We start from the raw sequence: 23,975 nt of genomic DNA on the forward strand, positions 1-23,975 counted from the left end.
GGTCCCCCCCGGGCCGCCGGGCCCGCCCGGCGGCCCACCCGGCGACCGGTCGTCCAGGGGGGAGCCGCGGGGCACCAGGGCTCCGCGGTACGCGGTCGGATCAGCCGGGAACGTGGCAGTCGAACGCGTGCAGGTAGGGGTTGACCGGGCTGATGTCGTCGATGACCAGGCCCGCCTCGGTCAGCCGGTCCACCATGCTCCGGGTGGTGTGCTTCGCCCCGCCGACGTTGAGGAGCAGCAGCAGGTCCATCGCGGTGCTGAACCGCATGGACGGCGTGTCGTCGACGAGGTTCTCGATGACCACGACCCGCGTCCCCGGGCCGCCGGCCTGGCGGACGTTGCGCAGTGTGCGGGCCGTGCTCTCGTCGTCCCATTCCAGGATGTTCTTGATGACGTAGACGTCGGCCTTCACCGGGACGGCCGTCCGGACGTCGCCGGGCACCACACGTGCGCGGTCCGCGAGGTCGCCGCCCGCGCGCAGCCTCGGGACGGCGTTCTCCACCACCCGCGGAAGGTCCAGCAGCGTCCCGTGCATCGCAGGGTACTTGTCCAGCAGGCTCGCGACCACATGCCCCTGGCCGCCGCCGACGTCGGCGACCGACGCACTCCCCGACAGGTCCAGGAACTCCGCGACGTCGCGCGCCGACTGCACGCTGGAGGTCGTCATGGCGCGGTTGAAGACGTCGGCCGACTCCGGGGCGTCCTCGTTCAGGTAGGGGAAGAACTCCTTTCCGTACAGGTCCTCCACCACGTTGCGGCCGGTGCGCACGGCCTCGTCCAGCTTCGGCCAGACGTCCCAGGTCCACGGCTCGGTGCACCACAGCGTGATGGCGCGCAAGCTGTTGGGGTCGTCCTCGCGCAGCAGCCGGGAGACGTCGGTGTGTGCGAAGGTCCCGTCCGGGCGCTCGGTGAAGACGCCGTAGCAGGACAGTGCCCGCAGGAGTCGGCGCAGCGGGCGGGGTTCGGCCTTCACCGCGGCCGCGAGGTCCTCCACGGCCATGGGATCGTCACCGAGCGCGTCGGCGACGCCCAGCCGGGCGGCCGCGCGAAGGGCGGCGGCACATGCCGCCCCGAATGCGAGTTCCCGCAACCGCATGGAGGGTGCGGGGGCGGGCTGAGTGGTCGTCATGTGCCGCCTTCCTTCTTGAGTCACGTGAAGCAGGGGTTACCGGGTATGTGTGCGGGCCCCGGTGCGCCGAGGAGCGGGACGGACGATCAGCACAGGCCGGCGGGCCGGGACGTCGCGCAGGAGTTGTCCCGGAACGTGTTGCCCCGACCGGAGTCCGTGTTGATCAGGTCCGCCGGGGAGTTGCCCTCCAGCCGGTTGCCGCTGATCCGGTTCCGCTCGCTGGTCGTGCCCACGAAGCTCTTGAACACGACGATGCCTCCCGACAAGGGGGACCTGCCGACGTTGTCCCTGATCACGTTCCGAGTGATCAGATTGTCGTCGGCGCCCGTCACGACGATGCCGGATCCCTGCAGGGCGTCCAGCCGGGCTGTCTTCGGGCAGGACTTGTTGTTGCGCTCGATGCGGTTCCCGCGCACGGTCACGAAGCCGGCCTTCGGCTTGTTCTCGTCGCCGACGACGAAGACCGCCGCGCAGTTGCCGGTGAGGTGGTTGGCCGCGACGGTGAGGTTGCGCAGCCGTCGCACGGTGACACCGATCCGGTTGCCCTCCAGCCGGTTGTGCTCCACCACCGTCCCCCCGGTGTCCGAGGCGCCCTGTTCCTCCTTCACCGTGTTGGCGAGGAACAGACCCGCGTCGCCGTTGTTGCGGGCGACGTTGCCGCGGAACACGCCACGGCGTGAGCGCTCCGTGGCGATGCCCCACACTCCGTTCCGGACCGCGGTGACATTCCGTACGGTCAGGCGGTCGGCCTCATGGGCGTAGACGCCGGTCTTGGGGAAGCCGGTCACCGTCAGGGAAGCGATGGTGACGCCGGCGACGTTGTGGCCCTTCGTGCCCGCCACGCAGATGCCGTTGCCGGCCGCGGCACAGCTGCCGGCGGCCTTCGGTGCGCGCGATGCGGTGCTCGGGGCGGTGGCGGCGGTGCTCGTGCCCGCCGCAGGCCGGAGCACCGTGCCCCGGCCCATGCCCCGCAGGGTCAGCCCGGGCGTGGTGATGTCGACGCTCGTACGGTGGATGCCGCGACCCAGCAGAACGGTGTCGCCCGGCCGGGCCGAGTCCACCGCCTTCTGGATCGACTCTCCCGGCTTGACCACGTGGACCGTATGGGCGGCGGTGTGCGGAGCGGCGCCGAGCCCCGTCCCGAGCAGCGCCGCCAGGCACGCCAGAGGTGCGATATGGCATTTACTCATATCGCGCAGGTTATGTCCCAATGCTTCCGAGTTGGCGGGTTGGTCCATCCGGCGGCGTGGCTCCGACAGCCCCCACGGCCAGGCAGCAGCCGGCCGCCTCGTCCCTGCGCACCCGCGCGCCATGCGTCAGGCGCAGCAGTAGCTTTCGTGGCTGCTCGCAGCCCTCGGCAGGATGCAGGCACCCTCGCGCTTCAGCGCACCGCGAGGCGCACGTCAGGCGATCCACGCCTCGTTGTGCCTGTGACGGTCCAAGCCCACCGCCGAGAACTCGTCCTCTCCGGCACGCGCCACAGCTCCCAGTCGCCGCAACGCTTGGGAGACCGGACTCCCGACCGGCGCAAAGGGCTCACCTTCCTCCACGTGAAGCGGCCCGAGCGCGACCTCGCCGCCGTCCCACACGACAGCCCGCTGCTCGCCCACACCGCCGAAGTACTCCGACTCCACGTACGCCACCGGCCCACCCGCTGACCAGCGGGCCAGGGCCTGCTCGAACCCGCCCGGGAGCCGCCGGAACCCCAATGCGCCCACCCCGCTGCTGTCCGCGACGGTTTCGAGCAGCGCGTCCGTCAACGGCATCATCGACAGACCCTGCCCGATGGGTGCCAGCCGGGCGGCGGTCAGCTCTCGCGAGACCACATGCAGTGCCTCCTCGGCCGCGATCACTGCCTGTAGGTCGTAACTCATTCCAGCCCCCCTCAGTGAGGGTCCCCATCATGTCCTGCAACACACCGAGATGTGCCGCCGCTCGGAGGCCCATGCGCATGCCGGGGAGGGAGAAGGCGCCGCCGGGGGCGGAGAGACCGCAGCCGACGGACCCGGGCCACGCGCGGCCGACCGAAGCCCCCGGCAACGTGGGAAGCGGCACGGAGACGGCCGCTCAACCGGAGGACACGCTGCCCGACTTCCGCACGCCCAACCACTGTTCGGTGCCGTACTCCTCGAACCGTTCCACCTCGCTGAAGCCCAGTTTCGCCGCGAGGCGCATCGCGCGTGCGTTGGCGGTCTGGGTGCACAGCACCACCGGCTCGCCGGGAAGCGCGTCGGCGAACCAGTCGAGTACCGCCGCGCACGCCTCGGCGGCGTATCCGTGCCCCCACGCCTCCGGCAGCAGCATGTAGCCGAGTTCGGCCTCCTCCGCTTCCGGCCGGACGTGTCCCGGACGCTCCGCGCCGCGCCGGTCGAGCGTGATCATGCCGATCATCGCTCCGTCCAGATCGATCACGAAGACGCCGGGGCGACGCCCGGGCGCCTCGGGAACCGCACGCTCGAGCTCGTCACGCGGCCGGGCGCCACCGACGTAGGTGCCCACCTCCGGCGAGGCGAACAGCTCGATGAACGCCGCACGGTCCCGCGCCTCGGACCCGCGGAGCACGAGCCGTTCGGTACGTAGGGGGGCGGGTGGCCAGTCGAGGGGCTCGGGTCCAGTCATGGCGCGCAACGTACCGCACGAGCCGCGAACCGCCGTCCCACAGGGCCTCGTCGGCCCGCCCGCCTCTCAGCTGTCGGCGGTCTCGGTCTCGGCCTTGGCCTCGGGTGCGGCCGAATCCTGCTGTGCCGGTGCGCTGTAGAAGACGGACCTGCCCTGCTTGGAGCGCTCGGCACCGCTCTTGGCCACGAGCCCCTCCAGGGTGACGCGCACGACCTTCGGGGAGATGTCACGGTCGGAGTGGGCCTGGCCGAGCGCCGTGGAGATCTCCGCGGCGGAGCGGGGTTCCTTCTGTTCGGCGAGGTGGCGGCGGATGAGTTCCACCAGGGTCAGGTCGGCCGCCTTCGGCGTGTTCGCCGTCTTGGCCGCGGACTTCCTTACCGCCTTCTTCGCGGGAGCGGCAGTCGCCTTGCGTGTCTTCTGCTTCCCCCCGGCCGCGGCGGCCTTCTTCCGCCGCGGTGAGGGCACCACGGCGCTCTTGGACTCGGCAGCGGACGCGCTCCTCCCGTGGGTGATGCCGAGTGCCTGCTGCATGCTGACCAGCACGCCGTGGTCATGCTGCAGAGCGGCAAGCTGCTCCTGCAGGGAGGCGATCTCCGCGCTGATGCGTTCCTGTTCCTTGAGGTTGGCGTCAAGATCGCCCGTCACCTGGGCGATGTACTGGGAAGCCAGTTCGGTGGCGGGAGCTGCTGTCTCGGACATGGCACTGCCCTTTCCTGTGTACCGCAAGATGCCTTGGTGGGAGATGGTACGGACAAGAGCAGCGGCTTGTTCCCGTCGAGTGGCGTTCTTTTGCCCGGTGGCACCTTCTCACCCGCCGGGTACATCCCCAACAGGACTTGCCACAGTCCCAGTTGACTCCTGCGGTTCACGTCGCAGAGTCAGAAGACTTCATCGGTACCCGCACAGGCAGGCGAACATTCCGGTGTCTGCGGGGGTGAAGGCGGGGCATACGCGCTGCATCCCCTTCGAGAGGAGCTCGTCATGCTCGGCATTGTCGCTGCGGTGTTGTTCTTCCTGGCGTTCCTGATCAACGCGGCCGAGATCGGCACCAACGATGTGTTCTCTTCGACGAACGTCATGTTGCTCGGACTGATGTGCCTGGGTCTGCAGGTGGCCGGCGTCGGAGCCGGCTGGGCCCGCCGACGCTGACCCGGTGCTCCGCAGGTCCGGTGATGTCCGGTCACCGGACCTGCACCAGCCGGAGCGGCAGGGGACGGGACGGTTACATGACGCCGCCCTCCAGGCCGACTTGTGCCAGATAGCGGCCGAGCTGCTCGGCGCTGTCAGCGGCCAGGCCGATGTGGTGGTCGGGGCGGATGAGGAACAGTCCCGTGCCCAGCTCCTCAGCGAGCGGCCCACCGGTCACTTGATGGGTCCTGGGACCCTCTGCCGCGGCGGGCGGCGCACAGTTCACCGCGAGCAACGTGAAGTCCGGGCCGCGCAACAGCTCGAAGAGATTCCCGCAGAAACCCTCGGTGGTGACACACGGCAGGTCGGGCACACGGTCACCGGCCTGGACACCGGCCGGAGAGCGGCGCTCCCGGGCGTCCGTCGAGAGCTCACTGTCGCGGTAGTGCACCGACAGCAGGTGACAGACCCGCCCCCGGTAGCGAGCCTGCTCGCAGGGGTCCTGGGTCGAGCGGCCCGCCCGGTACAGGCGGGTGCTGAGGGCCAGGGTGTCCGCCGCGGCGGCCCGGCGCTCGACCTCGTAACTGTCCAGCAGCGCGTCCGGGGCATGGCAGCGCACGACCTGGCCCAGCTTCCAGCCGAGGTTGTAGGCATCCTGCACGCCGATGTTCAGCCCTTGGCCACCGCCGGGCGGGTGCACATGGGCGGCGTCCCCGGCGAGCAAGACCCGCCCGTGGCGGAAGCGTTCGGCCATCGCGGTACGAGGGCGGTAGAACGAGAACCACCCGACGTCCGTGACCGCTTCGGACGACAGATGAGTGCGGGCGGCGATCAGACCGCGCACGGTCTCGGGCGTCGCCGTGAACTCCTCACCGGTGATCTTGGCGTTCAGCTGGAAGTCGGCGGTCCCGGGCAGCGGACACAGCAGCAGTTCGCCGGCCGGGTCCGGCCAGACGTGCCAGTGATCGCGGTCCAGCCCCGGCACGCGTACGTCCGCCACCACTGCCGAACGCAGCCCGCTGTCCTCACCCTTCAGGGCGATGCCCAGGGATTCACGCACCGTGCTTCGGCTGCCGTCGGCGCCGACCAGGTAGCGCGCCGGCACCAGGTGACGGGTACCGTCGGAGTGCGTCACCTCCGCGCTCACGTGCGTGTCCGACTGCGTGAGGGAGGTGAGCCGTACACCGCACTCCAGCGTGCCGCCCAGGTCGAGCAGCCGCTCGCGCAGGATGTCCAGCGTGCGCCACTGGGGGACCAGCCACGGACGCGGATGACGCGACACCGGGGCCTGCGGGTCCGGCTCGATCAGCTGCCACTCGCCTTGGCGCTCGCCGTCGCGCCAGGTCTGCATGGGCGGGAAGAAGGAGCCGGCGGCCCGCAGCGCGTCGACGACACCCAGGTCGTCGAACGCCTCCAGGGTGCGGGACTGCAGGCTCTTGCCGCGTGAACCGGCCAGGAGCCGGTCACCGGCCTCGATGACATGGGTACGCACACCACGCCTGGCCAGGTCACAGGCCAGGGTGAGTCCGGTGGGTCCGGCTCCGACGACCAGCACGTCCACGGCCGGCCGCTGCGGTGTCTGAGGGGTGGGATCGGGCACGTCTCCCCGCTTTCTGCCGTTTGACCCGGCACTGGGTGCATGGAGCGGCGCTCTGCCGCACTATGCGAAATGTCCCCCGTGGGTCGGGCGGCCGTGCTCCGCGCCCACCGGGTTCCGCCCACATGGCCGCACCGCCGCACGCGCTCAGGAGTACCCATGGCCCACGTCGCCGTCTGCCCCTTCGACTTCAGCGAGCAACTGGCCTTCGACCCGTCACTCGGCCGGCTCATGGCCGACGGTCCGGTCAGCCGTATCCGACTGCCCTACGGCGAAGCCGAGGCATGGCTGGTCACCACCTTCGAAGGGGTACGTCAGGTGACGACGGACCCGAGATTCAGCAGGGCCGGCATCGTCGGCCGTGACTACCCCCGTATGACTCCCGAGCCGATCGTCTCCCCGGAGTCGCTCAACGTCATGGACCCGCCGCGCAGCACCCGGCTGCGTCATGCCGCCGCCCGCGCCTTCACACAGAGCGGCGTGAAACGCATGACGCCGGCCATCGAGAACGTGGCGCACCGTCTCGTGGACGAGATGGTCGAGCAGGGCCCGCCGGCCGACCTGGCCCTCGGCCTGTCCGCGCAGCTGCCCAACCACACCATCTGCGCCCTGCTGGACGTCCCCGTCGCGGACCGGCCCCTCATGCTGCGCCACACCCAGCAGATGCTCGCCACCGCGCCGGAAGCCCGTCAGGCGGCGGCCACGGCCAAGCAGCACCTGCGCGCCTACTTCACCACGCTCGTCGCCGAACGCCGGAAGGAGGGAGGCGACGGCCTCATCAACACCATGGCGGCCTGCGAACCGGGGGAGGAGCCCCTGAGCGACGACGAGCTGGCCGTCCTGGCACTGACCCTCATCCTCAGCGGCAATGACACCGCCACCTGCCAGATCAGCAACATCGCCTACACCCTGCTCACCCGACCCGAGCTTCTCGAGCTGCTGAGGAGCCGTCCCGAACGACTGCCCCGGATGCTGGACGAACTCCTGCGGCACATCCCCTTCCGCAAGGGCGTCGGTATCCCGCGCGTCGCGCTGGAGGACGTGAAAGTGGAGGGAGTGCTGATCCGCGCGGGTGACTTCGTCCACGTCTCCTATCTGGCGGCCAACCGGGACCCGGCGGTGTTTCCCGACCCCGACGCCCTCGACGTCGACCGCGCTCCTCACCCCCACATGACGTTCGGCTGGGGCGGCCACCACTGCATCGCCAGCACGTTCGCGATCGCGGAAGTCGGCACGGCGATCGAGGTCCTGTTCACCCGCCTGCCCGGCCTGCGCCTGGCGGTACCGGCCGAGGACGTGCGCTGGGACACCCAGACCATCCGGCGCTTCCCCTTGGAGCTGTCCGTGACCTGGTGAGACACACCCGCACTGACAACCTCCCACGACTTGGTCCACGCGAGCACCGTCAACAGCGGGCTCACCGAGCCGGGTTCGACCCGGCATCGACTGAACTCACCTGCGACACCACGGTGTGTTGCCTCCCTCAGGACAGCAGCATGCGCGTCCAGGCAATGGCCAGAACCGTGCAGGCGAACGTGAACAGGCCTTGCACGACGGCGGTGACGGGCATCCTCAGACGGGCCTGCACGACGGCGCCGGCCGCCGCCACGGCCGGAACACCCCAGATGACGAACCATGCCAGAACCGGAGTGCCGGAGGAGTGCGCCGCGGAGGAGTACGGCGAGTGCGCCCGGCCCATGCCGACAGCGACGAGCAGCATCACGGCCACGACGAGGATGACCACGTCCGCGATCAGGAGCAGCAGGGCGACGGCGACGTCGATCAGCCGGGAGGGACGCCCGCGCCCGGGAGGCGCCGGAGCGTCCTGGCCATCCGTGTCATCCGTGAGCGAGGGGGCCATGCCCTGACTGCACCACGGAATGGCACGTTCGACACCTTCCGGGGCCTGGGTGCATGGACCCGGCGCCTGAAACCCGGCCAGGGCTCGTCGGGGTGGGCGTGGGTGACGATGAGCCGGTCCAGCGGCTTGCAGGTGACGTCCGGAGACGGTGCGGCATGATCGGGGAGTGGGTGTGCGAAGGAACGAAGGGGAGCCGGGGCTGTGCATGAGCAGGCGATCTCGACGCCGGAGGAAGCGGCGAACGACGCCCTGGTTCTGCCTTCGGCCGGTTGCAGGCCGCGAACCGGCTGGAGTACATCCTGGGCCAGGCGCTGGAGGCGGAGTGCGGCATCAGCCATCTGACGTTCGAGGTGCTGCTCATCCTGGGGAGAGCGGGGGATCCCGGGCTGTCGATGGGGGCCATCGCCCAGGAGCAGGTGCTGACCACGGGAGGGGCCACCCGACTGGTGGACCGCATGGTGGCGACCGGACTGGTCGAACGGGTCGAGGACCCCGGTGACCGCCGCGCGCGTCTGGTGTGCCTGACCGCGCAACGGGAGGAGACCACGGTCACCGCGGCCCGGGCGCACGTGGAGAACATCAAGCGCTACTTCCTGGCGCCCCTGCCGGCCGAGGACCGGGAGCGGTTCGCCGAGAACCTCCGCGCGCTCAGCCATGCGGCGCGGGACATGCTGGCCCGCCTGCCCTGACGGCGGCGACAGCCGGTGAGATGCCGTCGCCGCCGTCCGCGGGCCGGCAACGAGGGCCGCCGGCGGGCGCGTCAGCGCTTCGTGTAGACGAAGCCCAGCTTGTCGACCTCGTCACCGGCACGCCCGTGGAAGCCGGCGATCTGCCATCCCGAAGGCGCTGTGCGCGTCACGCAGTCGGACGTGGTGGTCCCGCCCGACAGGCTCCGGCCGAGGTTCGTGGTGAACGCGGCGGAGAAGATCCGTGTACGGCCGCTCTTCTCACCCCGGCACAGCTGGGCGGAGCTGAGGTACTCCCCGCTGCCCAGGTTCAGGGACGACACGGTGCCGCCGGTCCCGCCGTGGCTGATGACCTTGCCGTTGCCGAGCGTCAGGCCGACACCGTCGACACGGGTGCCGCTGCGCAGCGAGACGCTGACCGGGCGTGCGCCCGCCGGTACGGCGTCGATGTCGGTGTAGTAGTCGCCGTGCGGCCCGCCGAACTGTTCGGTGAGCTGGAAGTCCGTGGTGCGCGACCAGGAGAAGTCCACCTTGATCGGGTCGTGGTCGGACAGCATGAGCCCGTCGCCGGTGAGGAACCTGGAGTGCTCGTTGTTGTACGAGGTGGCCTCGAGCGAGACGAGTTTGCTGCCGCGGTACAGGACCTTGTCCACGACCTCGCAGGTGTTGGGCACCGTGGGGCCGGTCTGGTCGCAGACCAGTGCTTCGCTGCCTTTGGCGGGCGGGACGCCGCCACGGATGAGCCGGACCCAGGGATCCGTCAGGCCGTTCGCGGCCGCGAACTCGGCGATGGTGTCACCGGAGCGCGTGTAGCGGGTGTTGGTGTCGCCCATGACGACGACGGCGTTCCCGGCCGAATGGCTCTTGATGAAGGCCGTCAGCTGGTTGAGGTTGTCCGCCCGCGAGGCCAGGTCGCCGGGGTTCGTCCCGGCGTTGGTGTGCAGGTTGTAGAAGTCCACGTACACGCCCTCGGCGAGGCGCTGGCGGATGAAGGTGAACCCCTTGGGCGTGAGGCAGTCCCCGGAGTCGAACTGGCAGGAGTTCCAGCGCACCCGCTCGAAGTCGTCAGTGTCGTAGGGGAGTTTCGCCAGGGTGTTGAGACCGCTGCCGATACCCGCACCGCCGCTGGTGGGTGTCCGGTGGGCGTGCGCGGTGTCGCCGGCGTAGAGCAAGGCGTGGTAGTTGAAGTCCTCCTGGACGTTGACGATGTCGTACGGCGCGATCCGCCGGCCGATTTCCGTGGTTGCGGGCTCGCGTGGGGTGGGAGCGCTGGAGATGCTCTCCGGCAGGCCCGCCACGTTGTAGGCGAGGACGCTGAAGGAACCGGACGCGGGGTCGGCGGCAGCGGCGGGGGAGACGTTCGTGACGAACCCTCCGATCGCAGCCGCGACCACCGCAAGAGGGGCTAGAAGTCGGCGCATGAACCGGGACTCCTGACAACGGGGAGTGGGGAGCCGGAACGTACCGCGGGTAACACCCCGGCGTCCCGCGTCCGCCTGAGCGAGACCGAATCTTGACCGACGGGTCCGGACCAGCCGGCTCGTGCTTGGAGCGAGCCCGCCGGCAGGTGACACCCACCCCGGAACGTTCTGCTGGTCCACGGTGCCGTGCGCACCCTGGATCTTCGATCCGCTGCGCGAGCGGCTCACAGCCCGCGACATCACCTCCTCCGCCCGTGCAACTGCCCAGCAGCAGCCCTGAATCCGAAGCAGTCAAGCGCCTCAACCGGCAGGGCGTACGCGCCTTCATCGAGAACCTGGGCGCCGCACCGGCAGACGTTCCGCTGACGTACGAGGTGGCCACCGAGGACCCCACCCCGCCGCCCCCCGTTCAGCAGCGGTGGGCCGCCCGTGCCGCTCACCGTCCGCGCATCCCCTCGGGGCATTCCCGCACTTGTCCCACTCCGAGGACATGGCCGTCGTCCTCGCGGAAGCGGTGGCACGGGCCGCAAATGACGACTGACGTCGATCGCTGACACTTTCCTCCGATGTATTCTTGAAGCAAAGGGAGTCGGTGTTCCTCCTTACCCGTGACATCGCCTTGCGTTTAAGGTCGCGCTGCTGTCATACATCCGATGACTGGGGGAGTGTGGCACGTGTCCGAGTGACACCGTCGAACTCCCCGTCGATGAGCTCGGCAGCAGGGTCAGGCCGCCCTCGGCCGAGCGTGAAAGGCAGGCCCGTGACCGCCGTCGCAGCCCGGATCACCGCACTCGACACACACGACGTCCGCTTCCCCACCTCGCGTGCACGGGACGGCTCCGACGCGATGAACCCGGATCCCGACTACTCCGCCGCCTACGTGAGGCTGCGCACCGACACCGCGGACGGACTCGAAGGTCACGGCTTCACCTTCACCATCGGACGCGGCAACGACGTGCAGGTCGCCGCGATCGACGCCTTGCGGCACCACGTCGTCGGACGTTCCGTCGCCGGACTCTGCGACGACCCCGGCTCGCTCAGCCGCGACCTGATCGGCGACAGCCAGCTGCGCTGGCTCGGCCCCGAGAAGGGCGTGATGCACATGGCCATCGGCGCCGTGGTCAACGCCGTGTGGGACCTGGCCGCCAAGCGCGCCGGCCGGCCGCTGTGGCGCCTGCTCGCCCACGCCGAACCCGAATGGCTCGTCTCCCAGGTCGACTTCCGGTACCTCACCGACGCCCTCACCCCCGAAGAGGCCCTGGCCCTCCTCCGCCAGGGCCGTGCCGGGCTCGCCGACCGCGAAGCGACGCTGCTGGAACGCGGCTACCCGGGCTACACCACCTCCCCGGGCTGGCTCGGATACTCCGACGACAAGCTCACCCGGTGTCGCCGTCCTCATGTTCATCTCTGACTCTCCTCTGTCGGCCGGGCGGGGCGCCCGTGGGGGGGGCAGGTGGTCGAGGAAAGGCCGGCCGGGGGCGACCCGGCGCCGGATCAGGAGCCGACGGGCTCGTGGTCGAACCAGTCGAAGTGGACCGCGCCGGCTGCGGCGTACATGCCGATGACCCGGCCGGTGAAACCGCCCGCCACCTCGGTCGACAGATAGCGGCCGTCGAGTGCTCCGAGTTCGGTGAACGTGCCGTCCGGCTCCTGGACGCCGAAGGTGAGGGTGTCCGGCCCGGTGCGCGGGCCGCGCGGCGGCGTGGGGGAGACGCGAAGTCCGAGGACCGCGGGTCCGGCGGGTACGGGCCGTGACGCCACGACCGTGCGCAGGGGCCCCACCCGGGCGAGCACCTGGACCTCTCCCTCGGACACCTCGATCTCGTAGTGGTGCTCCTCGTCCAGGCGGACCGCGAGCCCGCCGCGGCCTTCCGCCGGGTCGACACGGGTGCGCGCCTCGTACGTCAGGTGCTGCTGGCGGCGTCCGACGAACACGGCGTCCGGCTCGTCCAGCGACCCGCCGCGGGCGCGCAGCGTCAGCCAGCCGGAGCGTTCCTTGGTGGTGCAGTGCTCCACGGGCCTGTCCCGTACGGAGATCCACTGCGGGCGCAGCTCACTGAGGTCGAAGACGTCACGGACGGCCTCGGCGGGTGCGGGGACGAGCGGCCAGGCCGGTGCGGTCAGTTCGGTCGGCACCTCGCCGACGACCGGCCAGCCCTCCACCCACTCCACCGGCGCCAGGAACGTCTCGCGGCCCAGCACGTGCCAGCCCGGTGTGCCGCCCCGCGGCCGGACGGCCAGCAGCACCATCCACCACGAGCCGTCGGGCGCCTGGACCAGGTCCGCGTGCCCGGTGTTCTGGACGGGGCGGTCGGTGCCGCGGTGCGTCAGGACCGGATTGTGCGGGCACGGTTCGAACGGGCCGGAAGGAGACGCCCCACGGGCGATCGAGACGCCGTGGCCGCGCTCGGTGCCGCCCTCGGCGATGAGCAGGTACCAGTACGCGCCGATGCGGTAGAGGTGCGGCGCCTCCGGGGCCATGGCGCCGGGGCTGCCGGACCAGAGCGGCTGCGGCTCACCGAGCGTCTCTCCGGTGGACGGGTCGATACGCACCTGAGAGACACCGGCGACCGTGCACCAGCACGTGCCGTCCTCGTCCCAGGCGAGGTCCGGGTCGATGCCCCCGACCCTCGGCAGCCGCACCGGCTCCGACCAGGGACCGGCCGGGTCGGTGGCGGTGAACAGGAGGTTCCCCTCGCCCGGGGCCACGTTGGTGACGATCAGCCAGAACCGGTCGTCGTGGTGGCGCAGGGTCGGGGCGTAGATACCGCCCGACGACGCCATGTCCGGGGGCAGGCGGAGCTGGCTGGGCCGGTCCAGGGCGTTGCCGATCTGCGTCCAGTGCACCAGGTCGCGACTGTGGAACACGGGGATGCCGGGGAAGTACTCGAAGCTGAAGCACACGACGTAGTAGTCGTCGCCCACCCGGCACACACTGGGGTCCGGATGGAAGCCGGGGATCACGGGGTTGGTCACGGCAGCCTGCTGGAGCGCCTTCTCTGACACGCGGTCATTCCTTCTCGTCAGTGATCGGCAGACGTCTCGTCGAGGCGGAGGACACGGAGACAGCCCTTCTCCCTGGATTATCGAAGCGCTTCACTTGGCGGCGAACACTGGCGACAGGATTCGTGCGAAACAAGAGCGTCGGAAACCTGGAAACTTTCCTAAGTCACTGTATTGAAAGCCTGCCAGGCCGCCCGAGCGACAGCGTCGAAGCGCTTCAACTCCTCAGAAGCGGTCTGCTTCCGGGGCGCCGTGTGGGCTCTCCGTCCGGCGAGGTGCTGCCGGTCAGCAGCCGGCATCCGGGCGGCGAGAATGGTCCGGTGCCGAAACGCAGTGACAGCGACCAGAAGAAGTCCGCGGTGAGTCCGCCCGAGCGGCGCGGGGAGCTGCTGGCCATCGCGGCCCGGGTCTTCGCCGAGCAGGGGTACAACGCCACGACCGTCCGCAAGATCGCGGACGCGGCGGGGATGCTGGCGGGCAGTCTGTATTACCACTTCGACTCCAAGGAGTCGATGCTGGACGAGATCCTCTCCGGCTTCCTGGACGAGCTCTGGGCCCGGTACGACGCCGTGCTCGGCGCCGGGCTCGGACCCCGGGAGACGCTGGAGGCGCTCGTGACCGAGTCCTTCCGGGAGATCGACCGGCACCTCGACGCGGTCGCCATCTACCAGAAGGAGTCCAGGCACCTCGGAGACAGGCCGCGTTTCGCGTATCTCGCCGCGTCGCAGCAGAAGTTCGAGAAGGCGTGGCTGGGCACGCTTGAACGTGGTGTCGCCGCGGAGGTGTTCCGTGCCGACCTGGACGTGCGGCTCACCTACCGCTTCGTGCGCGACACGGTCTGGGTCGCCGCGTCCTGGTACCGGCCGGGTGGCCGGCACAGTCCCGAGGAGATCGCCCGCCAGTACCTGTCGATGGTGCTGGAGGGCATCGCCCTGCGCGGCTCATAGACAGTGCCGACCGCGCTGACGCCGGCTCCGGCATGGATCCGGCCGCCGTGTGGAGGACGTGGTGTGGTCCGGGCGGGCTCCGAGGGCCATGGTGTGCCGAGGCCGCCGGAGCCCGCCCGGGGTGCGGGTGAGGTCAGGCCGTGTGCAGTGTCAGCCCGTACCGGTTGAGGATCTCGTTGACGGGCTGGTGCCAGGTCTCGCCACCGCTGCCGCAGTTGCCCCAGCCGCCGGAGGTGACGCCCTGGGCCTGGTCACCGCTGATGAAGGAGCCGCCGGAGTCACCGGGCTCGGCGCAGACGCTCGTCTTCGTCATCTGGTGGACGGCGCCCTGGCTGTAGTTCACCGTCTCGTTCTTCGCCAGCACGGTGCCGCAGTGCCAGTGCGTGGTGGAACCGGAGCGGCAGACGGAGGCACCCACCGGCGCCTCGGCGGAGCCGCGTACGAGCCGGTCCGGGATCGTCCCCCAGCCGAGCACCACCGGGACGGTCCACCAGCCGCTGCCCACGTTCACCCAGGCGTAGTCGTCGCCCGGGAAGGAGGAGCCCTGGAAATTACCGATGTAGGACCGGTCCCAGCCGTACACCGCGGCGCTCGGCCTGCCGCAGTGCCCGGCGGTGACGAAGCCGCCGTGCACCGAGAAGCCGATGGAGCAGCGGACGTTGCCGGTGTAGTAGGGGTCGCCGCCCACCGTGCCGGCGGCGAAGGTGCGCGGTGCGGCGGGACTCTGCCGCACCGTTACCGGACCGGCCTGGCGGGCCCGGGAGAGGAAGGCCCGGACATCGTTGTCGTCCCGGTGTGCGGCGACGACGCTGACGACGACCTTGTTGGCCTTCGGGTCCACGTGCCAACCGGCGACTCCCGCAGGCGCGTTGAGAGTGTCCATGTGTTTCTTCACCGCGTCGAGGTGCCGCGCGTCGTACCGCACGAGGCGTACGGCCGCTCCGGTCGCGCGTACGGCGTCGGCACGCGTGGCACGGGTGAGGGCGACGGTGAGTCCGCCCCGGTGGGCGTCGAACCAGGAGCCGCCGTAGGCCGAACCCGCGGCTTTCCGAGCCCTGCGTTCGACATCTGTGGCGGTCTTCTCGGCGACCAGGCGAGCTTCCGCCTCGTCACGGGTCAGCCCCAGGTCGCGCTCCATCGCGGAGAGGAGCTCGGGGGAGGCGGGCGCTTGGGCGGAGCGCGCGGGAGAGTCCGCCGCGGAAGCCGGCAGGGCGCTCGCGGTCGCCCAGGTGCCGAGCAGGAGGAGCGCGGACAGTCCGGTGCGCAGGCTTGTGGTGCGTCTCAAGGGATGCCCCTTCGTTGTTCCAGCGGGTGGGGGTGGAACAGCAGAGCTTGAGAGCGCTCTCGGATACGCCCGGCAGAGCGTAGCCCCGGATCAGGAAAGGGTCTAGGCCTATCCTCGGCCGTTGTGGGTGCCCTGTGGTGTCCGGGCTGCGGCCGGCTCCTGGCCACGGGGAGGGTCGGAGCTGGGCGCGCACCCATGACGGATCGGGGTTGGTGTGCGGCCGGCCATCCACGACGACAGCGGGCACGGTCTCGTTGCCCTCGTTGACTTCCCTGACCGCCGCCGACGCGGCCGGGTCCCGCCGGACGTCGACCCAGTGCAGCCGGCGGGCCCTGCGCCCCAACCGGATGCGCAGACGCAGACCGTACGTGCAGCCCGGCCGCCAGAACACGACCGGCCGGCCGTCGACCGCGCTGCGGCGTCGCGCCTCCAGCGCGTCGATCGATCTCGGGAAGACCAGGGGCGAGTTGACGGCTGCGAGCAGCAGGAACGCCACCAGGAGGGCCGCGGCTGTGCCTGGGCTCCCCGCGGAGATCAGTCCCTTCGCGAGGAGTGAGCCGCACAGCACCAGCAGGACCGGCGGGATCCACATGAGCCTCATGGCCGTGGCCCGACGGCCTCGGCGATCCGCAGGGCGGCCTCGGCGGGCGTGAGATGCGTGGTGTCGACGACCTCGGCCGCGTCGTGCAGCCACGTGCGGGCCGCCTCCGCGTAGGGCGCGAGGTGTGCGAGACGGAACGGGGACGGGATGGCGTGTTCCCCCTCGATGCGCCCGCGGAGGGTGTCCTGGTCGGCGTGGAGGACAAAGTGCCGCACCTCGATGGAGTGTTGGGCGAGCCCCGCGCTGATCTCCCGCCAGTACTGTTCGACCAGCACCGTCATGGGGATGACCAGTGTGCCTCCCGCGTAGTCGAATACGTGGCGGGCCGTCTCGACCACGAGTGGACGCCAAGGCGGCCAGTGCTGGAAGTTCTCCCTGCCGGGGCCGGGCAGACCCGGCGTGATGTCCATGAGCGTCTCGCCGACCTTCTCGGCGTCGAACACGCGCGAACCCGGGATCAGTTGCTGCACGAGCGCACTGGTCGTCGTCTTGCCTGCGCCATGAGTGCCGTTGAGCCATACGATCACCTGTCCGACCCTACGGATACGGGCGATGACAGGTGGGCGGACCGATAAACCGCGAGCAACTGATTGTCACTGCTTCGAGGTAAGCATCCCGTCTCGATGGCCGATGCGGCCCCCTCAGCGGCTAGCTTTCTGCAGGTGGGCGGATCCGCGTGATCCTTCCCGCTCGTTGTCCACCCCCCCTGTCTCCCGGTCGACGCACCCGTGTGCACCGGACGACCCGTCATGCAAGGAGCGCCTGCCCTCGATGACCGTCGACAGCCTCCCGGAAGCTCGGACCACCGCCGACCCGCCGCAGCAGTCCCTGAGCACCGCCGCCGCGCGCAACCTCGCCACCACCACCAAATCCGCCCCGCAGATGCAGGAGATCACCTCCCGCTGGCTGTTGCGGATGCTGCCCTGGGTCGAGGCCAAGGGTGGCGCCTACCGGGTCAACCGGCGGTTGCGCCACACCGTCGGAGACGGGCACATCGAGTTCGTCCAGGAAGGTGCCACGGTCCGGGTGATCCCCCGGGAACTCGGGGAACTGGCCCTGCTGCGCGGCTTCGAGGACCCGGACGTCCTCACCGCCCTCGCCGACCGCTGCACACAGCGCGACTTCACGGCGGGCGAGGTCCTCGTCGAGCGCGGCAGCCCCGCGGACCGGATCCACCTGATCGCCCACGGCCGGGTCAGCCAGACCTCCGAGGGCCGGTACGGCGGAGAGATCGCCGTCGGGGTGCTCGCGGACGGCGACCACTTCGGGGACCAGGCCCTGCTGGGCTCCGGGGCCCGCCACGAGTGCACGGTCACCGCGGAGACCTCCGGCACCCTCCTCACCCTCTCCCACGCCGACTTCGCCGCGGTCCAGGCCTCCGCGCCCCAGCTCCAGGCCCACGTCGAGGAGTTCACCTCACGCGCACGGCAGCGGCAGAACAAGCACGGCGAGGCCGAGATCGCCCTGTCGGCCGGCCACGTCGGCGAGGCCGAACTGCCCGGCACCTTCGTCGACTACGAACTCCAGCCGCGCGAGTACGAGCTCTCCGTCGCGCAGACCGTTCTGAGGATCCACACGCGGGTCGCCGACCTCTACAACGGTCCGATGAACCAGAGCGAGGAGCAACTCAGGCTCACCGTCGAGGCCTTGCGGGAGCGGCAGGAACACGAGCTGATCAACAACCGCGAGTTCGGGCTGCTGCACAACGCCGACTTCAAGCAGCGCATCCAGCCCCGCTCCGGCCCGCCGACCCCGGACGACATGGACGACCTGCTCTGCCGCCGGCGCGGTACCAGACTGTTCCTCGCCCATCCCAGGACGATCGCCGCCATCGGACGCGGATTCAGCGCCTGCGGCCTCTACCCCGACCACGTCGACCTCGGCGGACAGTCCGTCCCCGCCTGGCGAGGCGTTCCCATCCTGCCCTGCAACAAGATCCCGATCAGCAAGGAACAGACCAGTTCCATCATCGCGATGCGCACCGGCGAGGAGAACCAGGGCGTCATCGGCCTGCGGCAGACCGGACTGCCGGACGAGTACGAACCGGGGCTCTCCGTGCGGTTCACGGGCATCAACGAACAGGCGATCATCTCCTACCTCGTCACCACCTACTACTCCGCCGCCGTGCTCCTGCCCGACGCCCTCGGAGTGATGGAGAACGTGCAGATCGCCCCAAGTCCGCGCTGAATCCCAGGTCGCGCAGGACCAGGCCCGTCACGCCCTCGTAAGGCCGCGCTGAAGCGCTGGCCGCGGCAGGCGCACGCCTGTCACGCCCCCGTACCGCGGTGCGCCCATCCCACCCAGCAAGGAGCCGCCGATGCCCGACTCCGGGCCCCTCGGACCATCCCTTCCCGAGCAGCGGCCGACGCCGCCCACCCCAGCACCGGACGCTCCCACGCCGGTGGTCCCCGGTCTTCCGGTCACACCCACCGCGCTGCACTTCCTGGCCGGGTTGCATCCACCGGTCACGATCCCCGCCCCGCCGCCGTCACCGACGGCCGCTTCCGCCGTACAGGACGCGCGTGCGGCGGTCCCGGCCGGACCGGACGTCCAGGTCATGCCTGCCGCGGCAGCGGCCGCCTCCGCCGTACGGGACATGCCCGACGGGGCCGAGGCAGGCTCCGCACTCCAGCGGGTCCTGCGCGGACCGACCGGACCGGGCACCGCCTCGCTGTCCGTGGCGCGCGGCTACAAGCCCACGCCCCCGGAGCCGGTGCCTTTGGCCGCCCCCGCCCGTCCCGCCGCGGGGCAAGCCGTCCCCGGCCTGTACCACCACCCCGTCCCGGAACCCGACCCCGCACGCGTCGAGGAGCTGAGCCGCCGGATCAAGCGCTGGGCCGAGGGCGAGGTCCAGCTCTACCCCGAGGAGTGGGAGGGCCAGTTCGACGGCTTCTCCGTCGGCCGGTACATGGTCGCCTGCCACCCCGACGCCCCGACGGTCGACCACCTGATGCTGGCCACCCGCCTGATGGTCGCGGAGAACGCGGTGGACGACTGCTACTGCGAGGACCACGGCGGGTCGCCCGTCGGTCTCGGGGGGCGTCTCCTCCTCGCCCACACCGCGCTGGACCACTTCCACACCACCGTGGAGTACGCGCCGGCGTGGCGGGAGTCGCTCGCGTCGGACGCCCCGCGCCGGGCGTACGACAGCGCGATGGGCTACTTCACCGACGCGGCGACCCCCTCCCAGGCCGACCGCTACCGGCACGACATGGCCCGGCTGCACCTGGGCTACCTCGCCGAAGCCGCCTGGGCGCAGACCGGTCATGTGCCGGAGGTGTGGGAGTACCTGGCGATGCGCCAGTTCAACAACTTCCGCCCCTGCCCCACGATCACCGACACCGTCGGCGGTTATGAACTGCCCGCTGACCTGCACGCCCGGCCGGACATGCAGCGGGTCATCGCGCTCGCCGGCAACGCGACCACCATCGTCAACGACCTCTACTCGTACACCAAGGAACTCAACAGCCCCGGCCGCCACTTGAACCTGCCGGTGGTGATCGCGGAACGCGAACAGCTCTCCGAACGCGACGCCTACCTCAAGGCCATCGACGTCCACAACGAACTCCAGCACGCCTTCGAGGCCGCCGCGGCCGACCTCGCCGAGGCCTGCCCCCTGCCCCCCGTGCTGCGTTTCCTCAAAGGCGTGGCCGCGTGGGTCGACGGCAACCACGACTGGCACCGCACCAACACCTACCGCTACACCCTGCCCGACTTCTGGTAGAGAACGGACAACTCTCTGTGACCACTGAAACGACCTCCACCGCCACCGCCACCGCGAAGATCCCGGCCCCGGCGACGCCGTACCAGGGGGACATCGCCCGGTACTGGAACAACGAGGCGCGGCCGGTCAACCTGCGCCTCGGTGACGTGGACGGTCTCTACCACCACCACTACGGCATCGGCGCCGTCGACCACGCCGCGCTCGGCGACCCGGCCGACAGCGAGTACGAGAAGAAACTCATCGCGGAGCTGCACCGGCTGGAGTCGGCGCAGGCGGAGGTCCTCATGGACCACCTCGGCCCGATCGGGCCCGACGACACGCTCGTCGACGCCGGCTGCGGGCGCGGCGGTTCCATGGTCATGGCCCACCGCCGCTTCGGCTGCAGGGTCGAAGGCGTCACCCTGTCCGCCACCCAGGCCGAGTTCGGCAACAGGCGCGCACGGGAACTGCGGATCGACGACCACGTCCGCTCCCGTGTGTGCAACATGCTCGACACGCCCTTCGACAAGGGCAGCGTCGCCGCCTCGTGGAACAACGAGTCGAGCATGTACGTCGACCTGCACGACCTGTTCGCCGAACACTCCCGCTTCCTCAGGGTGGGCGGCCGGTACGTGACGATCACCGGCTGCTGGAACCCTCGCTACGGCCAGCCGTCGAAGTGGGTCTCCCAGATCAACGCCCACTTCGAGTGCAACATCCACTCCCGCCGCGAGTACCTGCGCGCCATGGCGGACAACCGGCTCGTGCCGCAGACCATCGTCGACCTCACCCCGGACACCCTGCCCTACTGGGAGCTGCGGGCCACGTCCTCGCTGGTCACCGGGATCGAGGAAGCGTTCATCGAGTCCTACCGGGACGGCTCCTTCCAGTACGTCCTGATCGCGGCCGACCGCGTGTGAGCCCCGACCTCGCGGGGCCGGAGCCGCCGGTGCGGACCCCGGCCCCGCGAGGTGCGCCCGCACCCGGCGGACACCCGAACGAAACCGACCTCCGCTCCGTCGGAATGGATGAGGCATTGATGAGGCCGGACATGCCTCCGCACTCAGACGTGGCGGTTCGGGATTCCACCGGGAGGTCGGTTCATGCGCTGGGCCAAGCGATCCGTGATCGCACTGCTGACGGCAGCCGCAGCGGCGTCGGTTTCCGCTTGCGAGCCGGAGGAGGACAGCGGCGAGGCCGCGCCGTCCTGCGCCTACGTGGTGACCTACGAGGGGCGCACCTACCGCGATGTGGCCAACGTCGAATTCAGCGTCGGCACCAGACTGGGGACCGCGACCCGGCCGCCCTGCGACGACACCGGCGGCCGGAACAAGCACGAGGAACCGTCCACGACGGAAACCGCCTACGCGGTGGACGGCATCTCTCCCGAAGTGGCCATCGCCGTCGGTGGCGCACCCGGCGACGTGCTGTTCGTCGCGGTCCGCTCCGGCAACGACTTGCCCCCCGAGGTGAAGAAGCTGATCGCCGGCTCCCGGTGAAGAAGGCCACGCGTACGTACCACTTCCGGGTGCTGCGCGAGGCGGGCCTGGTGACGCAACGCGACCACGGCAACGGAAGCACACTGACACTTCTCAGGGCGGACATCGAGGAGCACTGCCCCGGTCTGCTGCCGCTCCTCGTGGCCGAGCTCGGACAGTCGAGTGAGGGGGAAAGCAGGTGACAGCCGGGCGAGGCCGGTCCGGCTCCGCCGCTCAGAAGGCGTACCGCACCCGCAGCCACGGCGCAAGGCGGTCGATCAGAGTGCGCAGTGTCCGCACGGCCTCCCCTTTGACGCCGTTGCGGTAGCGGACGTTCAGGGCGCCGTTCTCGGAGCGCTTGGCCTGCTGGAGGTCCGGCTGCCACAGGGCCTCCTCGGCCCGGGGGTGCCAGCCGAGGTTGACCTCGTGCAGCTCCTGGTTGTGGGTCAGCATGATCACCTCCGCGGCGGCCTGCTCCTTCACCCGCCGGGGCAGGACGTCGTCGAGGTGCGTCAGCAGCCGCGCTCAGGCGTCCTGCCGGCCGGGGCGGATGACCACGGGGGAGAGGTTGAAGTGCACCTCGTACCCGGCGTCGAGGAAGTCCGCAGCGGCGCCGATCCGCTCGGCGACGGGGGAGGTGCGCACGTCGAGCAGTCGGGCGTCGTCCGGCGGCATCAGCGAGAACCGGATGCGAGTGCGGCCACGCGGGTCGAGGGCCAGCAGGCCGGGGTTGACGAACTTGGTGGCGAAAGACGCCTTGGCCGTGGGCCACTGCCGGAAGGCGTGCACGAGGTCCGCGGTGTTGTCGCAGATCAGCGCGTCCACCGAGCAGTCGCCGTTCTCCCCGATGTCGTACACCCACGCCTCGGGGTCGCACTGGTTCGGCTCGGGCTTGCGTCCCTGCCGTGCCACGTGCCGGGCGAGGTGGGCGATGATCCGGTCCGTGTTGGTGAAGACGGCGATGGGGTTGGCGTACCCCTTTCGCCGGGGCACGTAGCAGTAGGCGCAGGCCATGGCACAGCCGTTGGAGGCGCCGGGGGCGATCCAGTCGGCGGACCGGCCGTTGGGGCGTTTGGCGAGGGTCTTCTTCTCGCCCAGCACCAGCGTTTCCCCCTTGATGCGTACCCAGCGCTCGATGTTGCCCTGGTTGCCGTGCAGCCCGGGGATGCGCCAGTGGGAGTCGACCATGGTCAGCCGGGCGTCGGGGAACCGGGCGCTGATCTGCCTGCCACGCGGGGACGCGGCAGCCTCGGGCTCGGCGTAGATCTCCTGTACGGGCAGCAGCCGGCGTGCCTCCGGGGAGGTGCGGAACGAGGAGGACCGGTCCGCCACGGCGGGGCCGGGGGACAGGGCGTCGAGCCCGAACAGCGCGCCGGAGTCATCGTCCGGACTGCCGGACGGATGGTGCCCGGACGGGTGGTGCATGGAGGCTCCCGTACGGATCGTGCGAGGGGACAAGAGGCTTCCGGAGCAGAGGCCGTCCGCCGTCACTTGACTGTACGGGGCACACACCGCTCACGCGCTGCGGCGAGCCCGACGGCACAGCCCTCGACGCACGGCGAGGGCGTTCCAGAGCCCCGCCCGCGGCTCCCCCGGCGCCGTGCCGCCAGTGCAGAGCTGGGACGATGCGCCGGTGGATATGTTCTCGAACCTCAGCGGCGGCCCGGAGCACGACGGGCAGGATCACCCGCGGCCAGGACGAGCCGAGCCGGGCCAGTGGCCGAAGCTGGAGTCCGCGCTCGCTGCGGTCAATCGTGACCTGCGGGCGACCCTGCCGGGCCAAGATCCGCTGATCCTGATGGTGGACCCGCCTCGGCAGCCTGTGCCTGCGAACGGGAGCGACAGGGGCCAGGTCTACGTGGCGATGCCCGACGGCCGCTGGCACGGCAACGCGGTCAATGCGTGCGATCTGGAGGAGGGTGACCCTCCGGAGCCGCACCACGCTGCGACGGTCCTGACCGTGGTCGCAGACGCCGCGCAGTCGACGATCATGGAGCTGCTGTGGCAGGTCTGGCCGGTCTGCCGGGAACACAAGCTCGGGACGCACCCTCGTCCCGCGGGGACGGCTGACGACTGGTGCAAGGACGAAACGGATGCGGCGGGCCCACCTGTGTGGTGGTGCCCGGGCAACCGGGACGAAACCGGTCACGCCGTCGCCCCGGTGGGAGAGTTGGCCGCCACCCTGCCGGGAAAACAGCGTCGAGCCCTGCGGCGCAGCGAGCGTGGGCGAAAAGGCCGCAGTCAGCCCTGCTGATCGGCCCCGGTTCACTACACCCTTGGAAACCCCTGGCGGAACAGAAGAGGACGCATCTTGCACGAGGCCCGTGCCGGCCACGGCTGAGCGGTCTGGGCACCACTGCCAACCTGCGCACGCTGATGTGTCGGGAGACGGACATCGCTCCGTCGGCGTACGAGCGTCGGTTCGGGCCTGAGGCGAGTTGACGACACGGACGTCCATCCAAGCCAAGCCAACGGAAAGATCACATCACCGAGTCGGCATGGTCGAACTCGCGGTCA

At 70.4% G+C, this 23,975-nt stretch carries 19 protein-coding genes and 6 pseudogenes; 12 read left to right on the forward strand and 13 right to left on the reverse strand.

Translation table 11 applies throughout. The features are described from left to right. Positions 1-100: 100 nt before the first annotated feature. The 5 genes from AB0937_RS36255 to AB0937_RS36275 all read right to left on the reverse strand — a co-directional run bounded on the left by AB0937_RS36255 (position 101) and on the right by AB0937_RS36275 (position 4,447). Positions 101-1,129, reverse strand: a complete 1,029-nt coding sequence (locus AB0937_RS36255) for a methyltransferase (RefSeq protein WP_366718095.1) — start codon at positions 1,127-1,129, stop codon at positions 101-103. An 86-nt stretch (positions 1,130-1,215) separates the two neighbouring features. After that, a complete protein-coding gene (locus AB0937_RS36260; RefSeq protein ID WP_366718097.1) occupies positions 1,216-2,319 on the reverse strand; it encodes a right-handed parallel beta-helix repeat-containing protein in 1,104 nt (367 codons plus the stop codon). Positions 2,320-2,532: 213 nt separating this feature from the next. Continuing rightward, on the reverse strand, positions 2,533-3,003 hold the full coding sequence (locus AB0937_RS36265; RefSeq protein ID WP_366718099.1) for a hypothetical protein: 471 nt from the start codon (positions 3,001-3,003) through the stop codon (positions 2,533-2,535). Positions 3,004-3,196: 193 nt separating this feature from the next. Next, a complete protein-coding gene (locus tag AB0937_RS36270) occupies positions 3,197-3,748 on the reverse strand; it encodes a GNAT family N-acetyltransferase (RefSeq protein WP_366718101.1) in 552 nt (183 codons plus the stop codon). Positions 3,749-3,814: 66 nt separating this feature from the next. Beyond that, positions 3,815-4,447 carry a hypothetical protein gene (locus AB0937_RS36275; protein ID WP_366718103.1) on the reverse strand — a complete coding sequence of 211 codons (633 nt, stop codon included), beginning with the start codon at positions 4,445-4,447 and terminating at the stop codon, positions 3,815-3,817. A gap of 282 nt (positions 4,448-4,729) precedes the next feature. Here AB0937_RS36275 and AB0937_RS36280 point away from each other — a divergent pair, with 282 nt between their 5' ends. After that, positions 4,730-4,897: a hypothetical protein gene (locus AB0937_RS36280; protein WP_366718104.1), complete on the forward strand. Its 168-nt coding sequence runs from the start codon at positions 4,730-4,732 to the stop codon at positions 4,895-4,897. A 73-nt stretch (positions 4,898-4,970) separates the two neighbouring features. Here AB0937_RS36280 and AB0937_RS36285 read toward each other — a convergent pair whose 3' ends face one another. Then, complete coding sequence (locus AB0937_RS36285) at positions 4,971-6,476, reverse strand: FAD-dependent oxidoreductase (RefSeq protein WP_366718106.1); 1,506 nt, start codon at positions 6,474-6,476, stop codon at positions 4,971-4,973. A 156-nt stretch (positions 6,477-6,632) separates the two neighbouring features. Between AB0937_RS36285 and AB0937_RS36290 the strand changes: the two genes are divergently transcribed. Further along, positions 6,633-7,829 (forward strand): cytochrome P450, encoded by a 1,197-nt coding sequence (locus AB0937_RS36290; RefSeq protein ID WP_366718108.1) that lies wholly within the window; start codon positions 6,633-6,635, stop codon positions 7,827-7,829. Between the two features lie 127 nt (positions 7,830-7,956). Here AB0937_RS36290 and AB0937_RS36295 read toward each other — a convergent pair whose 3' ends face one another. Further along, positions 7,957-8,334, reverse strand: coding sequence for a hypothetical protein (locus tag AB0937_RS36295; RefSeq protein ID WP_366718110.1), 378 nt, complete (start codon positions 8,332-8,334; stop codon positions 7,957-7,959). 201 nt (positions 8,335-8,535) lie between these two features. Here AB0937_RS36295 and AB0937_RS36300 point away from each other — a divergent pair. Continuing rightward, positions 8,536-9,023: pseudogene (locus AB0937_RS36300) on the forward strand (MarR family winged helix-turn-helix transcriptional regulator). A gap of 71 nt (positions 9,024-9,094) precedes the next feature. Here the strand turns inward: AB0937_RS36300 and AB0937_RS36305 are convergent. Next, positions 9,095-10,441, reverse strand: coding sequence for a jacalin-like lectin (locus tag AB0937_RS36305; protein WP_366718112.1), 1,347 nt, complete (start codon positions 10,439-10,441; stop codon positions 9,095-9,097). Between the two features lie 760 nt (positions 10,442-11,201). Here AB0937_RS36305 and AB0937_RS36310 point away from each other — a divergent pair. After that, positions 11,202-11,825, forward strand: a pseudogene (locus tag AB0937_RS36310) (fuconate dehydratase); the annotation flags it as partial. Between the two features lie 110 nt (positions 11,826-11,935). Here the strand turns inward: AB0937_RS36310 and AB0937_RS36315 are convergent. Further along, entirely contained in the window at positions 11,936-13,447 is a 1,512-nt protein-coding gene (locus AB0937_RS36315; RefSeq protein WP_366718114.1) for a glycoside hydrolase family 43 protein, read from the reverse strand. 317 nt (positions 13,448-13,764) lie between these two features. Here AB0937_RS36315 and AB0937_RS36320 point away from each other — a divergent pair, with 317 nt between their 5' ends. After that, positions 13,765-14,391, forward strand: coding sequence for a TetR/AcrR family transcriptional regulator (locus AB0937_RS36320; RefSeq protein ID WP_366718116.1), 627 nt, complete (start codon positions 13,765-13,767; stop codon positions 14,389-14,391). Between the two features lie 133 nt (positions 14,392-14,524). Here the strand turns inward: AB0937_RS36320 and AB0937_RS36325 are convergent, their stop codons facing one another. From AB0937_RS36325 to AB0937_RS36335, 3 genes and pseudogenes are all read right to left on the reverse strand, one after another. Then, positions 14,525-15,676, reverse strand: coding sequence for a S1 family peptidase (locus AB0937_RS36325; protein WP_366718118.1), 1,152 nt, complete (start codon positions 15,674-15,676; stop codon positions 14,525-14,527). 172 nt (positions 15,677-15,848) lie between these two features. Beyond that, a pseudogene (locus AB0937_RS36330) lies at positions 15,849-16,277 on the reverse strand (glutaredoxin domain-containing protein); the annotation flags it as partial. Continuing rightward, on the reverse strand, positions 16,274-16,804 hold the full coding sequence (locus AB0937_RS36335) for an ATP-binding protein (RefSeq protein ID WP_366718120.1): 531 nt from the start codon (positions 16,802-16,804) through the stop codon (positions 16,274-16,276). The gene AB0937_RS36335 and the pseudogene AB0937_RS36330, both read right to left, overlap by 4 nt. Positions 16,805-17,048: 244 nt before the next feature. On the opposite strand from AB0937_RS36335, the gene AB0937_RS36340 reads away from it, so the two are divergent. From AB0937_RS36340 to AB0937_RS36360, 5 genes and pseudogenes are all read left to right on the forward strand, one after another. Further along, on the forward strand, positions 17,049-18,464 hold the full coding sequence (locus AB0937_RS36340; protein ID WP_366718121.1) for a family 2B encapsulin nanocompartment shell protein: 1,416 nt from the start codon (positions 17,049-17,051) through the stop codon (positions 18,462-18,464). Between the two features lie 130 nt (positions 18,465-18,594). Continuing rightward, entirely contained in the window at positions 18,595-20,001 is a 1,407-nt protein-coding gene (locus tag AB0937_RS36345) for a family 2 encapsulin nanocompartment cargo protein terpene cyclase (protein ID WP_366718123.1), read from the forward strand. A gap of 17 nt (positions 20,002-20,018) precedes the next feature. Next, positions 20,019-20,900 (forward strand): geranyl diphosphate 2-C-methyltransferase, encoded by an 882-nt coding sequence (locus AB0937_RS36350; RefSeq protein WP_366718125.1) that lies wholly within the window; start codon positions 20,019-20,021, stop codon positions 20,898-20,900. Positions 20,901-21,083: 183 nt separating this feature from the next. After that, complete coding sequence (locus AB0937_RS36355) at positions 21,084-21,479, forward strand: DUF6281 family protein (RefSeq protein WP_366718127.1); 396 nt, start codon at positions 21,084-21,086, stop codon at positions 21,477-21,479. Further along, a pseudogene (locus AB0937_RS36360) lies at positions 21,470-21,661 on the forward strand (hypothetical protein); the annotation flags it as partial. The gene AB0937_RS36355 and the pseudogene AB0937_RS36360, both read left to right, overlap by 10 nt. Before the next feature lie 31 nt (positions 21,662-21,692). On the opposite strand, the pseudogene AB0937_RS36365 reads toward AB0937_RS36360, so the two are convergent. Continuing rightward, a pseudogene (locus tag AB0937_RS36365) lies at positions 21,693-22,883 on the reverse strand (spore photoproduct lyase family protein). Between the two features lie 184 nt (positions 22,884-23,067). Between AB0937_RS36365 and AB0937_RS36370 the strand changes: the two are divergent. Together AB0937_RS36370 and AB0937_RS36375 are read left to right on the forward strand one after the other, a co-directional pair. Then, positions 23,068-23,712 (forward strand): hypothetical protein, encoded by a 645-nt coding sequence (locus AB0937_RS36370; RefSeq protein WP_366718129.1) that lies wholly within the window; start codon positions 23,068-23,070, stop codon positions 23,710-23,712. An 80-nt stretch (positions 23,713-23,792) separates the two neighbouring features. Beyond that, a pseudogene (locus AB0937_RS36375) lies at positions 23,793-23,900 on the forward strand (AraC family transcriptional regulator); the annotation flags it as partial. Positions 23,901-23,975 lie beyond the last annotated feature (75 nt).

The sequence above is a fragment of the Streptomyces sp. NPDC047880 genome, assembly GCF_040706515.1.
Taxonomy (GTDB): Bacteria; Actinomycetota; Actinomycetes; order Streptomycetales; family Streptomycetaceae; genus Streptomyces.

Excerpts from the sequence above, each read along its gene's own strand:
- AB0937_RS36355 (WP_366718127.1), top strand. The coding sequence starts at position 21,084 with ATGCGCTGGGCCAAGCGATCCGTGATCGCACTGCTGACGGCAGCCGCA.
- AB0937_RS36270 (WP_366718101.1), bottom strand. The coding sequence starts at position 3,748 with ATGACTGGACCCGAGCCCCTCGACTGGCCACCCGCCCCCCTACGTACC.
- AB0937_RS36290 (WP_366718108.1), top strand. The coding sequence starts at position 6,633 with ATGGCCCACGTCGCCGTCTGCCCCTTCGACTTCAGCGAGCAACTGGCC.
- AB0937_RS36255 (WP_366718095.1), bottom strand. The coding sequence starts at position 1,129 with ATGACGACCACTCAGCCCGCCCCCGCACCCTCCATGCGGTTGCGGGAA.
- AB0937_RS36295 (WP_366718110.1), bottom strand. The coding sequence starts at position 8,334 with ATGGCCCCCTCGCTCACGGATGACACGGATGGCCAGGACGCTCCGGCG.
- AB0937_RS36305 (WP_366718112.1), bottom strand. The coding sequence starts at position 10,441 with ATGCGCCGACTTCTAGCCCCTCTTGCGGTGGTCGCGGCTGCGATCGGA.
- AB0937_RS36280 (WP_366718104.1), top strand. The coding sequence starts at position 4,730 with ATGCTCGGCATTGTCGCTGCGGTGTTGTTCTTCCTGGCGTTCCTGATC.
- AB0937_RS36275 (WP_366718103.1), bottom strand. The coding sequence starts at position 4,447 with ATGTCCGAGACAGCAGCTCCCGCCACCGAACTGGCTTCCCAGTACATC.
- AB0937_RS36260 (WP_366718097.1), bottom strand. The coding sequence starts at position 2,319 with ATGAGTAAATGCCATATCGCACCTCTGGCGTGCCTGGCGGCGCTGCTC.
- AB0937_RS36265 (WP_366718099.1), bottom strand. The coding sequence starts at position 3,003 with ATGAGTTACGACCTACAGGCAGTGATCGCGGCCGAGGAGGCACTGCAT.
- AB0937_RS36345 (WP_366718123.1), top strand. The coding sequence starts at position 18,595 with ATGCCCGACTCCGGGCCCCTCGGACCATCCCTTCCCGAGCAGCGGCCG.
- AB0937_RS36340 (WP_366718121.1), top strand. The coding sequence starts at position 17,049 with ATGACCGTCGACAGCCTCCCGGAAGCTCGGACCACCGCCGACCCGCCG.